This window comes from Bradyrhizobium sp. BR 1432, from assembly GCF_051547705.1.
Taxonomy (GTDB): Bacteria; Pseudomonadota; Alphaproteobacteria; order Rhizobiales; family Xanthobacteraceae; genus Bradyrhizobium; species Bradyrhizobium zhanjiangense.
The window spans coordinates 562265-575233 of the sequence record NZ_JBPUGF010000003.1 but is presented as its reverse complement, the minus strand read 5'-3'; the positions used below and the strand labels follow the sequence as shown (position 1 = coordinate 575233).

Sequence of the window (12969 nt, the reverse complement as noted above, 5' to 3'; positions counted from 1 at the left end):
CCCACGGTCAGCGAATCTCCGCCAGCCGCAAGAAATGCTTGAGCAACTTATCCCCGTAATCGGTGAGGGTCGTGTCCCAAGGAGTGGTGTAGCTGGTAGCGAAGCCGCTCGCGACGCGCGCCCCACATAGCGCCGTAGCGAGCGAGCGGCTTTGCGGGTGGTCACCGATGATTCGTCGGTAAGGTTTGGATTGCGACACCAACCGATTCGAGGAACCACCGATGACCGACGATATGATGAACCTGCGTGCGCTCGTAGAGAAGACCCCTGATGCCGATCTGTTGCGCGAGATGGTCGGTTTTGCCGCCCAGCGGCTGATGGAGCTCGAGGTCGATGGCCTGACGGGGGCCGCTTATGGCGAGAAGAGCCAGGAGCGCCTGGTCCAGCGCAACGGCTAGCGCGATCGGAGCTGGGAGACCCGCGCCGGCACCGTCGAGCTTCGGATTCCCAAGCTGCGCTAAGGCTCCTACTTCGAGCCGCGGCGGATGGCCGAGAAGGCGCTCACCGCTGTGGTTCAGGAAGCCTAAGTCCAGGGCGTCTCCACCCGCTCGGTCGACGATCTGGTGCAGGCGATGGGCATGACGGGGATCTCCAAGAGCCAGGTGTCGCGGCTGTGCGGTGAGATCGATGACAAGGTGAAGGCCTTCCTCAGTCGCCCGATTGAGGGCTACTGGCCCTATCTGTGGATCGACGCCACCTATGTGAAGGTGCGGCAGAACGGGCGCATTGTCTCGGTCGCGGTGATCATCGCGGTCGGGGTCAACAGCGATGGCCGCCGCGAGGTGCTCGGCATGGACATTGGCCCGTCCGAGGCGGAGACGTTCTGGACCGCGTTCCTGCGCAAGCTGGCGCGGCGGGGCTTGCGCGGCGTCAAGCTGGTCGTGTCCGACGCCCATGAGGGGATCAAAGCACGGTCGGAAAGGTTCTCAACGCCACCTGGCAGCGCTGCCGCGTCCACTTCATGCGCAACGCGCTGGCACATGCCGGCAAGAGCGGGCGGCGCGTTGTCTCCGCCTTCATCGCCACCGCCTTTGCCCAGGATGATGCCGAAGCGGCGCGGGAGCAATGGCGGCACATCGCCGATCAGCTACGGCCCAAACTGCCGAAGCTCGCGGCCTTCCTCGATGAGGCCGAGACCGACGTGCTGGCCTACTTGACCTTCTCGGCCGCGCACCGCGCCAAGCTGCACTCGACGGATCCGCTCGAACGGGTCAACGGCGAGATCAAGGGGCGAACCGAAGTGGTCGGCATCTTCCCCAATGAGGATGCCATCACCCGTCTGGTCGGTGCCATCCTGCTTGAACAGAACGACGAGTGGGCGGTCCAGCGCGGCCGCTACATGACACTGGAAACGATCGCGCCGTTGGGCGATGATCCCGCCGTCAGCTTCCAGGCAATCGCCACCTGACCGATCCGGCCCATGCCGGCGAATGCGGTGACCCGCAATCAGCTACACCACGCCACGGGAGTACGTCATGCCAAGCTGATGATTGCTTGTGGGTGCAAGTCCCATCCGGCCAAAGCCGAAGCAGGCAAGCCGGGACCGAGTTTTGCGGGCGTCGCGGCAACGTGGGGTCCGAAGTGTAGATAGGAGCCATGCGGGGTGCGGGAATGAGCCTCGAAAGGTGGATGTTCGCGGAGGCCGAGTGTGTTCCCTAGTCACGAAGGCGGCATGAGCATCGTCGTTATAGCGAGACGATGCCGCTCCGTCGGGGTCGATGGCCGGATCACGCATGGAAGGTAATCATCGGAACATGAGAGGCCCGACCGGGTCCATTGGATTGGTCTCCAGTGGGGGACAGCGGCAAGGCACTGCCAGAGCCGCGGTCCGAGCTGAGGTCGGGAGTCGGACTGGTCCATAGTACCTGTGAAGTCGTCGAAGGAAACGAGATGTATGGAGGGAAGGGACCAGCCCGAGGGGAGCCCGCGCGAGAAGGCCAGGGTCCGGACACAGAGCCGGGTTACCTTGCCGTCGAATCTCGTGCGGGTGAACGCGGCGGCCAAGCGGGCTGCCCAAACCCGGTTCACTGCCTTGCTGCATCACATCGACGAGGACGCTCTGCTTCGGGCGTTTCGACGACAAAAGCGGCAGGCCAGCGCGGGGGTCGATGGGGTAACGGTGGCGAAGTACGAAGAGAGGCTCACGGATAACATCCGCGACCTCTGCGGAGGGGTCCACACCGGTCGCTACCGGCCACAGCCGGTGCGGCGAGTCTACATCCCCAAAGCCGATGGCGGTAAGCGACCTCTCGGTTTGCCGGCGCTAGAGGACAAGATTGTCCAAAGCGCCGTGGCCGAGATGTTGAGCGCCGTCTATGAGGCCGACTTCCTCGGGTTCTCCTACGGCTTCCGGCCGGGGCGGAATCCTCAGATGGCGCTTGATGCCCTGCATACGGCGATCATGAGCCAGCGTGTCAACTGGGTGCTCGATGCCGACATACGCAGCTTCTTCGACTCGGTCGACCACGAGTGGCTGCTGCGGATGGTGGCGCACAGGATCGCCCATCCTCGCATCTTGCGGCTCATCGAGCTGTGGCTGCGGGCCGGCGTTCTTGAGAGCGGCGAGAAGCAAGAAACGGACAGGGGTACGCCGCAAGGGGCGGGCATCAGCCCGCTCCTCGCTAACGTCTTCCTGCACTACGTCCTCGATCTCTGGGCCCACCAATGGCGCCGTCGCCATGCACGTGGTCGCGTTGTGACCGTGCGCTATGCCGACGACTTCGTCATGGGCTTCGAGAGCAAGGCGGATGCGCAGGAGATGCTCTTGGCCCTCAAGGCGCGGCTGGTCAGCTTTGGCCTGATGCTTCATGAGGGCAAGACGCGGCTGATCGAGTTCGGCCGGTTCGCGGCCCTCTCGCGTCAGCGGCGCGGCGAGCGGCGACCCGAGACCTTCGCCTTCCTCGGCTTCACCCACTACTGCGGGCGGACCCGGGACGGCCGGTTCATCGGAAGGGAAACGCCTGACGCGCAAGCTGACGGCGTTGCGCCAGGACGCCTGGCGGCTCATGCACGAGTCACTGGCCACGCAGCACGAGTGGTTCGCCGCTGTTCTGCGTGGACACTACGGCTACTACGGCAGGCCGCACAATTATCCAGCGCTCAACGGCTTCTACCGCGAAGTGCGTCGGACCTGGATGCGCTGTCTGAGACGGCGCAGCCAGAAAAGTCGGTGCATGGGCTGGTCGGAGTTCGAGACCCTGACGGCACGCTTCCGGCTGCCCGTCCCACGCATCACTCGCACTTGGGCGCAGGCGTGGATATGACGCGGGTTACCCTCGGGAAGAGCCGGGTGCGGGAAATCCGCCTGCCCGGATCTGTGAGGGCGAAGCCAAATGGCTGAGCTACTCGACCACGATACTGTCCAAAAATGTGAGCTGCGGCGCATGCGCGAGACGCCGCATAGCTATGTCAGACTCAATCCATCCGAGTTGCGCGGCGGCAATCAGGGTGAGACTCCGCTCTCATCCTGATTGTCGCGCTATACGAGTTCACGGGCATGCATCGAGTCTCACCTCTGGTTCACGCATTTCAAGCCAAACTCGAGCTCTCCCCCTAGGCGGAGCGCACTCTGGAGACATCCTTTATGAGGGCTCAAAACTTCTCCTGACCACACCGCGGGCGATCGCCTTCTGGGCGCCGCAACTATCCACCGTGCCAGAAATGCCCCTCAATTGCCGGGCAAACACCGCCGTATCGCAGGCGCTGATGAAAAAGATCACAGTCGTCATGCGTTGCGCAAGAAGATCGATCATGCAACACAAGGGCACGCGCTACTCATTCCCGACAACCTATCTAAGCATGTACGCGCGGTCATTCGTGGAGAGAGTGAGACCACTCGCGTAATAGTAGGCTCTTGTGGTGCGCCAACGCCTTCCCATCATTCAGGCGTGCGTATCCGTTGCTCCAAGGTGGTCGGCCGCGAACCGTAGCTCCCGCAGTGGTCGTCGTACCCGCTTAATGTATAGATGGTGCGCCTTGTAAGCTGACAGCTCCGCTTCGTCGTCAAACTCGCCATAGGCCACGACATCGATATCATTCCCGAGTTGGTCACTCTTGCGGTTACGGGCAATTCTCAGCCGGCGCGCATGTGGGATTACGGTGAGCACCGATAGACCCTCGACTATTTTGTCGATCTGAGCCTTGTCCTTGGCGGTGAACAAAACGATGTGGCAAATCATAAATGCGTAGGTGCTATCGAGTGTGGATCGGCTGAGTACCGTGAAATTAAGGGAGCGCTGTACGGCCGAGGCGGTGGACTGCTGCTAGTTTTTCCTTTTTCTCTCTCATCCAAGGCGTGCTCGTTATATTTGTGATCAAGTCCATTCCTTCCTGCCACGCTGTCTCGTGCTCATTCTGATTTGAAAGCTGTTCGATAGGCCGTCGCCCCGGGCAGGCAAGTCGTTGAAATGCGTCGAAGAAAAGGGCGGGCGCGCTGAATTTGCTCGCCACCAAGGCCTTCATCGCACCAAAACAATGTTGAGCTGGGTGTATCATGGGGTCACAATCGAATTCGTTACAAAGGGGAGGCGCCCATGTCAAAGATCTTGTCGGCCGATGAGGTCGAGCATTTCCGGAAAGAGGGTTACCTCTCGCCCGTACGAGTGATCTCGACAGAACGTGCGGCTGAGACTAGAAGGCGCCTCGAGGAATTCGAAAGAAGCACAGGAGGTCCACTTAGCGGCGATTTTCGCCATAAGAGTCAGCTGCTGTTTACTTGGGTCAATGATCTGATCCGTGAAGAGCGGATCGTTGACGCTATCGAGGATCTGTACGGCGAGAACCTGCTGTGCTGGACTAGTAGTTTCTTCATCAAGGAGCCTGGTGACCCCTCGTTTGTGTCCTGGCATCAGGATTCCACATACTGGGGTCTTTCCAGTTCCGATGTCGTTACCGCATGGCTGGCTCTCTCAGAGAGTAACAAGGCCAATGGAGCTCTCGAGGTTATCCCCGGTACACACCTTAAGGAGCAGCTTCCGCATCGCGAGACTTATGCGAAGGACAATTTGCTCTCGCGGGGCCAGGAGATTGCCGTCGAGGTTGAGCCGGGCTCATCCATTGTGCTTGAGCTGGAGCCGGGCGAGATGTCACTCCATCATGTCCGCTTGGTCCACGGCTCCGCTCCCAACCGCTCAAAGACGCAGCGTCGCATCGGATTGGCTATTCGCTACATTCCAACTTACGTTCGCCAGATTTGGGGCAAGGACTCTGCGACCCTAGTGCGTGGAGTGGACACTTTTCGCACGTTTGAGCATGAGCCAAGGCCTGCCTACGATATGGATCCAGAATGCGTTGCGTATCATAAAAATCAACACGAGAAGTCCACGCAGAGATCGGAAAAAGTGGCTGCCAACGCGGCTTCGTAGCTGACCTGGCAACGTGAAGCGAGCCATAGTAGACTGAGGTCTCTGTAACAGGGGACGAGACCAGCCCGTGGAGAGCGCGCCATCTTCGCTGAAGATCGCATTTCTTGGCTGCCTCCTTCCCCGGTACGCCAGCTTGTCCTGTATCATAGCAGAAGACCTGGTTTGCTAGTCGGCCTAGGCGGGCCATGAAACTCCTCTCTGCTGATAGAGCTTAGTGAGCTGGTGCGGGCAAACCGCCCAATCCTCGATTGCCATTGACCTCGCCCACAGACCTAATGATGGGTGGCATCGAACCGATACTGCCAAGCGGGCGGTGCCAATTCTAGCTGTGAAGCCATCGCGGCAGTTCAGCGGCTCTTTCCTTTGAGGTGTTGTCAGATCGGGCATGGTCCCACTCGCGCAGGCTGGTCTGGATGAAGCGCTCTGCCTTACCGTTGGTCTTCGGCGTGTAGGGCTTGGTGCGGATGTGTTTGAGGCTGAGGCGCTTGCAGGCTTTGCGGAAGGCAAGGGATTTGTAGCAAGACCCGTTGTCGGTCATCACGCGCTGAACCGTGACGCCCAGGCTTGCGTAGTGAGCGATCGCGGCCTTGAGGAAGGCTACGGCGCAGCCCTGTCGTTCGCTCTTCATGACCTTGCTGAAGGCGATCGGGAAGCATCGTCGATGCAGATGTGGACGTATTCCCAGCCACCGTAGCCACATCGAGTTCAAACGCCAGATCGCGAGTTCGTCGGCGGAGCCGCTGCACGGCCTTGCGAAGCGTCACGGCCTCTCCCGCAACTTGGGTTCGCAATATGAGGCGCCTTCGACGACGACGCTCGTGCCGACTTGATCCAGAAGTACGAGGCGCGGCTCGCTTGCGCTGGAGCGGCTCGTCGCCAAGCAGGCTCTGGAGCTGGGGACTCTGAGATGCGCACCGTCGCCGTGGCATCTCCATCGCCGAAGACAGGCGGCTTGTTCACGGGCGTCTCGTTTTGCCGGCTATTTCGCCTGCGCCAGCAAGGGCGAGCTTCGGGGCGTGGTGGCATCGCGCCATGTGTCCCGGAGCAATCTCCTCGAGCTTCGGCATCTCATGGCGACAGATTTCGGTGGCGTAGGCGCAGCGTGGATGAAATGCACAACCGGATGGCGGACTAACCGCGTTGCCGACCTCGCCGGCAAGCACGATGCGACGCGACTTGCGGCGCGGATCGGGCGTCGGTACCGCCGAAAGCAGCGCTTCGGTATATGGATGCCGCGGCCGCGCAAACAGCGCCTCGGTCGGCCCGGTTTCAACGATGCGGCCGAGATACATGACGGCCACCCAGTGGCTGAAATGCTTGACGACGCTGAGGTCGTGCGCGACGAAGAGATAGGCGAGACCGAACTTCTCGCGCAACTCCATCATCAAGTTGAGGACTTGCGCCTGAACGGAAACATCGAGCGCCGATACCGCCTCGTCGGCAACCACCAGCCGCGGATTGAGCGCCAGCGCCCGGGCAATTCCTATGCGCTGCCTCTGACCGCCGCTGAATGCGTGCGGGAAACGCGACATGTATTCCGGACGCAGACCGACAAGGCCAAGCAATTCAGCCACGCGCTCCTTGCGCAACGAGCGCGATTGCATGCCGTAGTTCAGAAGCGGTTCCCCGACAATGTCGAACAGCGTCATGCGCGGGTTCAGCGAGGAGAACGGATCCTGAAAGATCATCTGAATATGGCGCCTGAGCTGGCGCAACTCACGTGCCGACAACGCGGCGATGTCTGCACGCGTTCCATCGGGGATGCGAAAATGCATCTCGCCGGCGGTCGGCTCGATGGCGCGCAAAACGCATCTCGCCGTGGTCGTCTTGCCGCAGCCGCTCTCGCCGACGAGAGCCAGCGTCTCGCCATCATCGATGTGGAAGCTGACGTCGTCCACCGCCATGAATGTGCCGACGACCCGGCGCGAGAAGCCGGCGTGGATGGAAAAGTGCTTGCTAAGTCCCCTGACTTCCAGCAGGCGACAGGCGGGTCTGGCAGCGGCGACGTTCATGTCGTTGTTTCCGTGTTGCCGTAGAGGAAGCAGCGGACTGCGTGACCCGGCGAAACTTCGGTTTGATTGGGCACCTTGCGGTCGCATGTGCCGGGAATAAATGACGGGCAGCGTGGATGGAATGGGCAGCCGGTCGGTCGGTTGCCCGGATGGGGAACACTTCCGGCGATCGTGGCAAGTTTTTCGCCCGGCGGAGCCGAGATGCTCGGGATCGCCTTGATCAGCGTCCGCGTATACGGATGCTTGGCCCCATAAAAAATCTCGTCGACGGGAGCACTTTCCACGACCCAGCCGAGGTACATCACAACCACCTCATCGGCCATCTCCGCAATGACGCCGAGATCGTGTGTGATCAACATGATCGCCATTCCGTTGCGCCTTTGAAGGTTGCGCAGCAGGTCGAGGATCTGCGCTTGCGTAGTGACGTCAAGCGCCGTCGTCGGCTCGTCGGCGACGAGCAGCCGGGGGTTGCCCGCCAGCGCTGTGGCGATCATCGCGCGCTGACGCAGTCCGCCGCTGAGCTGCAGGGAATAGGCGTCGATGCGACCGCCGGGGTCAGGTATGCCGACCTGACGCAGCAGCTCGATTCCGATGCGCCGCGCCGCGGTCTTGGAGGCATGGCGATGGATCCGGATGGCCTCCATCAACTGCGCGCCGACGGTGTGCACCGGGCTGAACGACGACATCGGTTCCTGGAAGACCAGCGCGATCTCGCCGCCGCGCACCTTGCGCATCTCGGCGCCGTCGGGCGCAAGTTTGGCAAGATCTACCCACTCCTCCTCTCCGTTTCCGTTCGCCCGGCGGCGGAAGCGAACCTCACCGCCGGCAATCTTGCCCGGACGGTCGAGAATGCCGAGGATCGAACGGGCGGTCACCGATTTGCCGCAGCCGCTCTCCCCGACAATGCCGAGTGTGCGCCCGGCGTGCACATCGAAGCTCGCGCCGTCGACCGCGACGACCAGCCCTTCGTCGAGCAGAAAATGCGTCCTCAGTTCGCGAACCGACAGGAGAAGAGAAGGATCCGGAGTCATTAGTTTGCGAGCCTATTGCGAATACGGATCGGCGGCGTCGCGGAGCCCGTCACCGAGAAAATTGAATGCTAGCACCGCGATGGTGATTGGTATAGCGGGCACCATGAGCCACGGCGTGGTCGCGATCGTCTGTACGTTCTGGGCCGCCTGGAGCATAACGCCGTAGCTTACCGCCGGCGGCGCTAATCCTAACCCCAGGAAGCTCAATGCAGTCTCGGCGATGATCATTTCCGGAATTGCGAGCGTGCTCGCGGCGATGATGTGGCTCAAGAAGGAAGGCAGCATGTGGCGGAAGATCGTGCGCGGCAGGCTTGCCCCGCAAAGGCGGGCGGCCATCACGAAATCTTCTTGGCGCAGGGCAAGAAATCTTCCGCGCACGACACGGGCCAACTCGGTCCAGCCGAAGATAGATATGATGATGCTAATCGCGAAATAGATCTGGACCGCGGACCAGCCCTGCGGCAGCGCTGCGGCCAGTCCCATCCACAATGGGATCGTCGGTATCGAGCGCAGAATCTCGATAACCCTCTGAATCGCGGTGTCGACGAGGCCGCCAAAGAAGCCCGATATGCCGCCAAGGACAATGCCAAGAAATAGGCTGATGGATACCCCGACCAAACCGATCGACATGGAAACCTGGGTGGCGAAAAGAAGCCGCGAGAAGACATCGCGGCCCTGCACGTCGGTGCCGAGCAGGAAAAGGTTTTCGTCGATGGGGGCGTTTTCCAGTCCGAGCAGATGAATGTCGGTCGGGATCAACCAGAACAGTTTGTATTCGAAACCCCGCCCAAACAGGTGCAGCGGGAACTTCTGCGTCGGGTCCTCGACGTAGACGCGCCTGAATGTCTTGGGGTCGCGTTTGCCGACCATCTTGAACACGTGTGGCGCGAACTGGCCGTCGTCGAACCAGTGGACGGTCACCGGCGGCATCAGCGAGCGCTGCGCTTCCGATTTGTTGGGCTCGGCCGTGGCGAGGAAAGGAGCGATGAGCGCGATCAGGTAAAAACCCAGCAGAACGACGGCCGATGCGACCGCAAGCTTGTGCTTGCGGAATCGCAACCACATCAATTGCCGCGGAGTGGCGATCTCGATGCGCTCACTCTTGACGGCCGCGCCGCCGATATCCGCTACGGTGGCGGCTTCGGACTGCACGGTCATTTCTGCCCCACGAGGCGGATGCGCGGATCGATCCAGGCGAGCAGCAGATCCGAAATGAGGGTGCCGATGACAGTCATGACGCCGAGCAGCATGATGATCGTGCCGGCGAGATACATATCCTGGGCGAGCAATGCGCGCAGCAGTAGCGGCCCGACCGTGGGCAGGCTCAGTACCACCGAAACGATGATGCTGCCCGAGACGATGTAGGGAAGGATATAGCCAACCGTCGAGGCGAACGGATTGAGCGCCACCCGCACGGGATACTTGAGGATCAGTTGCCATTCGGACAGGCCGCGCGCACGCGCCGCGACCACGTAGGGCTTGCGCAGTTCGTCCAGCAGGTTCGCGCGCATGACCCTAATCAGCGCGGCGGTTCCCGATGTGCCGAGGATGAGCGCCGGAATCCAGATATTGCCGAGCAAGTCGATTACCCGCGCGATACTCCACGGCGCTTCGACGTATTCGGTGGAGAACAGGCCTCCAACGTTGGCATCGAAATAGCGAAATGAGCAATACATGACGATCAGCGCCAGCAGGAAGTGTGGTATCGCTAGGCCGAGGAATCCGATGAACGTGAAGGCATAATCGGCGAACGAGTACTGGCGAACAGCCGAGTAGATGCCGATCGGCAGCGCCATCAGCCAGACGAAGGCGACCGAGGCCAGGGCGACGATGACGGTGAGCCACAGTCTATCGCCGATCACCTGCGCGACCGGCCGGTTGTACTCCATCGACAGCCCGAAATTGCCCGTCAGGATGCCGCCCAACCAGCGCAGGTACTGCACATACATTGGATCGAAAAGGCCGTATTGCAGCCGCAGAGCATACGCGCGGTCCTCGGTGACGATCTCGCCCATGGACTCTAGAAGGCCCTTGTAGGCATCGACGTAGTCGCCCGGCGGCATCTGGATAATCGTGAACGCGACGATGGAGACGACTATCAGCGTCCCTACCGCCATGAGCAGGCGCTGGACTAAATAGGAAAGCATTGTCTCATCGCCCCCTCGGCGCGCGCCCGCCTACGCGACGGACCTTCGCCAACTACTATCGACGGCACCGTCCCAGAGTCAACCACCGCCACTACAAATTATTGATAATTTGGAGTGCGCGGTCCTATGGCGTGAGTACTGGCTGCTGTGGACCTGTAGGCCATGCGACTTGCGCCGAAAATCATAGCGGGCAATTTAGTCAAAACTACCAAAGAAATATCCTCTATTTTCCGCTTCGTGACGATTTACACCGCTTGCATGGTTTACAGAGGCAGCGCACCACCAAGCTGCGATGGATGGCAAAACTACAAAGATTATTGACAATTCTGGCCGGGTTGATATGTGTTGCCCAGCTCAAGCTGACCTGCAGCCAGTCCACATCTTGCAATGCGTATGCCCTGGGGGAAATGTTGAAACGACTACTGCTCACATCGTTTGCGGCGATCCTGTTGGCCGTGCCAGCCACGGCCCAGGACCGGTCCCTGATCGGCAAGCTTGAGGGTGTCACGATCCTCAAGGATTTCGTGCCGTCAAAATACAACGAGGCGCCGGACCTCGCCCAGCTGGTCAAGGCCGGCAAATTGCCGCCCGTCGAGAAGCGTGTCGGGCCCGAGCCGCTCGTGCTTCGGCCGATTCACGAAATCGGCAAATATGGCGGCACTTGGCGCCGCGGGTTCCTTGGGCCGACTGATGAGGTGAATGCCAGGCGCGCACTGGCGCACGACCGGCTGTTCTTCTGGAGCTACAACGAGACGGAGCTCGTGCCTAACATCGCCAAGAGCTACGAGATGAGCGATGACGGCAGGACGACAACAGTCCATCTCCGCAAAGGCATCCACTGGTCGGACGGCGTTCCGTTCACGGCAGACGATTTCGTGTTCTGGTACGACGACATCGCGTCGAATCGAGCAATCAATCCGAGCCCGGTGCGAGGGCTTCTCGTCGCCGGCAAGCCGGTTCGCGTGGAAAAGGTCGACGATTACACGATCCGCTACGTCTCGGAGAATCCTTACTACTTGCTGCCCATCAAGCTGGCGTCGATCGGGGGGCTGGGCGGTTTTGCTGGCTTTGGCATGTTTGGCCAAGGCGGCTTTGCGCCGAAGCACTATCTAGCACAGTTCCTTCCGAAATACGCGGGGCAGGAAGCGGTCGACAAGATGGCGAAGGCCGGCGGCTTCGATAATTGGGTAACCTTCTTCCTCGCTCGGTCGAACGGCTACCGCAATGTCGATCTGCCCACCATGGCCGCATGGAAGCTGGTGAAGCCGATCACGGGCGATGTTTGGGAGTATGAGCGCAACCCATATTCGATCTGGATGGACGAGGCCGGCAACCAGCTGCCCTACATCGACCGCGTCGTATTTACGAAGGCCGAGAACCTCGAGGTCATCAATTTGCGGGCGATCGCCGGCCAATACGACTCGATGGAGCGCCACATCGACCTTACTAAGCTGCCGGTGCTGTTGGAGAATCAGGAGAAGGGCAACTACAAGGTCCACCTCGATACGTCGCGCGTAGGCGGCGAAGCCTACGTGTGCGTAAACACATCCTACACGGCGGATGCGGAGAAGGGCAAGCTGCTTGCGGACGTAAACTTCCGCCGTGCGTTGTCGCTCGGCATCAAGCGCGACGCTATCAACGAGGTGCTGTTCCTGGGCCTCGGAACTCCGGGATCGATCGCGCCTGAGGAAGGGACGATCTTCAGCCCCGGTCCTGACTCGATCTGGCGGGTCAAATGGTCGAGCTACGAGCCGGACAAGGCCAACGCGCTGCTCGACCAGGCCGGGCTGACCAAGCGCGACAGCGAGGGCTACCGCCTATATCCGAGCAGCGGCAAGCGAGTGTCGTTTGAGCTGCTCACCTATCTCTCGTTTATGGATTACACCGCCTTGGGCGAGATGATCGCCGAGAACTACAAGAACCTCGGAATCGAGATCAAAGTGGTGCAGATGGAGCGCAACGCCAGCTATGCCCGGCGCCGCGCCAATCTGGTCGAGTTGACCATCGACACGACATGGGGCGCCGAGAACATCTTCGGATATCACACCGAATTGTGGCCGGTCGCGTCCTATTCCTGCGCCGGCCCCGAATACGGCCGCTATGTTGCAAGCCGGGGCAAGGAGGGTTTGCCACCGCCTCCGGATATGGCGAGGATGGAAGCGCTATACCAGGCCGGGATGCAGGTTCCGCCGGACAAACGCCTGGAGATCGGCCGCGAGATCTGGCAGATCGTGCTCGAGAACCAGTGGGCAATTGGCACCGTTGGCCTATCCCCAGCGATCCAGGGCGTGCGCGTCGTCAAGAACAACATGCGCAATATTCCGGATCGGCAGATCAACGGTACCGTGATCGAAAGCCCTGCCGGCGCGCGGCCCGAACAGTGGTACTTCAAGAATTAGTCTATCAGGGGTGTTGA

General features: G+C 60.8%; 9 protein-coding genes and 2 pseudogenes. 4 read left to right on the top strand and 7 right to left on the bottom strand.

The genetic code is table 11. The features are described 5' to 3' along the window. Positions 1–221 precede the first annotated feature (221 nt). A pseudogene (locus ACSKB8_RS02930) lies at positions 222–1408 on the top strand (IS256 family transposase). Positions 1409–1966: 558 nt separating this feature from the next. Beyond that, positions 1967–3340, top strand: a complete 1374-nt coding sequence (gene ltrA, locus ACSKB8_RS02925; protein ID WP_438102375.1) for a group II intron reverse transcriptase/maturase — start codon at positions 1967–1969, stop codon at positions 3338–3340. A 241-nt stretch (positions 3341–3581) separates the two neighbouring features. On the opposite strand, the gene ACSKB8_RS02920 is transcribed toward ltrA, so the two are convergent. Both ACSKB8_RS02920 and ACSKB8_RS02915 read right to left on the bottom strand, forming a co-directional pair. Continuing rightward, entirely contained in the window at positions 3582–3752 is a 171-nt protein-coding gene (locus ACSKB8_RS02920) for a hypothetical protein (RefSeq protein ID WP_438102374.1), read from the bottom strand. Positions 3753–3881: 129 nt separating this feature from the next. Continuing rightward, positions 3882–4178, bottom strand: coding sequence for a Dabb family protein (locus ACSKB8_RS02915; RefSeq protein ID WP_438102372.1), 297 nt, complete (start codon positions 4176–4178; stop codon positions 3882–3884). Positions 4179–4532: 354 nt separating this feature from the next. On the opposite strand from ACSKB8_RS02915, the gene ACSKB8_RS02910 reads away from it, so the two are divergent. Beyond that, complete coding sequence (locus ACSKB8_RS02910; RefSeq protein WP_438102371.1) at positions 4533–5363, top strand: phytanoyl-CoA dioxygenase family protein; 831 nt, start codon at positions 4533–4535, stop codon at positions 5361–5363. A gap of 325 nt (positions 5364–5688) precedes the next feature. Here ACSKB8_RS02910 and ACSKB8_RS02905 read toward each other — a convergent pair. The 5 genes and pseudogenes from ACSKB8_RS02905 to ACSKB8_RS02885 all read right to left on the bottom strand — a co-directional run. After that, positions 5689–6050 (bottom strand): annotated as a pseudogene (locus ACSKB8_RS02905) (DDE-type integrase/transposase/recombinase); the annotation flags it as partial. Between the two features lie 269 nt (positions 6051–6319). Next, on the bottom strand, positions 6320–7375 hold the full coding sequence (locus tag ACSKB8_RS02900; RefSeq protein ID WP_438102369.1) for an ABC transporter ATP-binding protein: 1056 nt from the start codon (positions 7373–7375) through the stop codon (positions 6320–6322). After that, positions 7372–8406 carry an ABC transporter ATP-binding protein gene (locus tag ACSKB8_RS02895; RefSeq protein ID WP_438102367.1) on the bottom strand — a complete coding sequence of 345 codons (1035 nt, stop codon included), beginning with the start codon at positions 8404–8406 and terminating at the stop codon, positions 7372–7374. Before ACSKB8_RS02895 ends, ACSKB8_RS02900 begins: the two co-directional genes overlap by 4 nt. Positions 8407–8418: 12 nt before the next feature. After that, positions 8419–9564, bottom strand: coding sequence for an ABC transporter permease (locus ACSKB8_RS02890; RefSeq protein ID WP_438102365.1), 1146 nt, complete (start codon positions 9562–9564; stop codon positions 8419–8421). Then, entirely contained in the window at positions 9561–10553 is a 993-nt protein-coding gene (locus ACSKB8_RS02885) for an ABC transporter permease (protein WP_438102363.1), read from the bottom strand. Before ACSKB8_RS02885 ends, ACSKB8_RS02890 begins: the two co-directional genes overlap by 4 nt. Between ACSKB8_RS02885 and ACSKB8_RS02880 the strand changes: the two genes are divergently transcribed. Further along, complete coding sequence (locus ACSKB8_RS02880) at positions 10553–12952, top strand: ABC transporter substrate-binding protein (protein ID WP_438102362.1); 2400 nt, start codon at positions 10553–10555, stop codon at positions 12950–12952. The genes ACSKB8_RS02885 and ACSKB8_RS02880 overlap by 1 nt on opposite strands. Positions 12953–12969 lie beyond the last annotated feature (17 nt).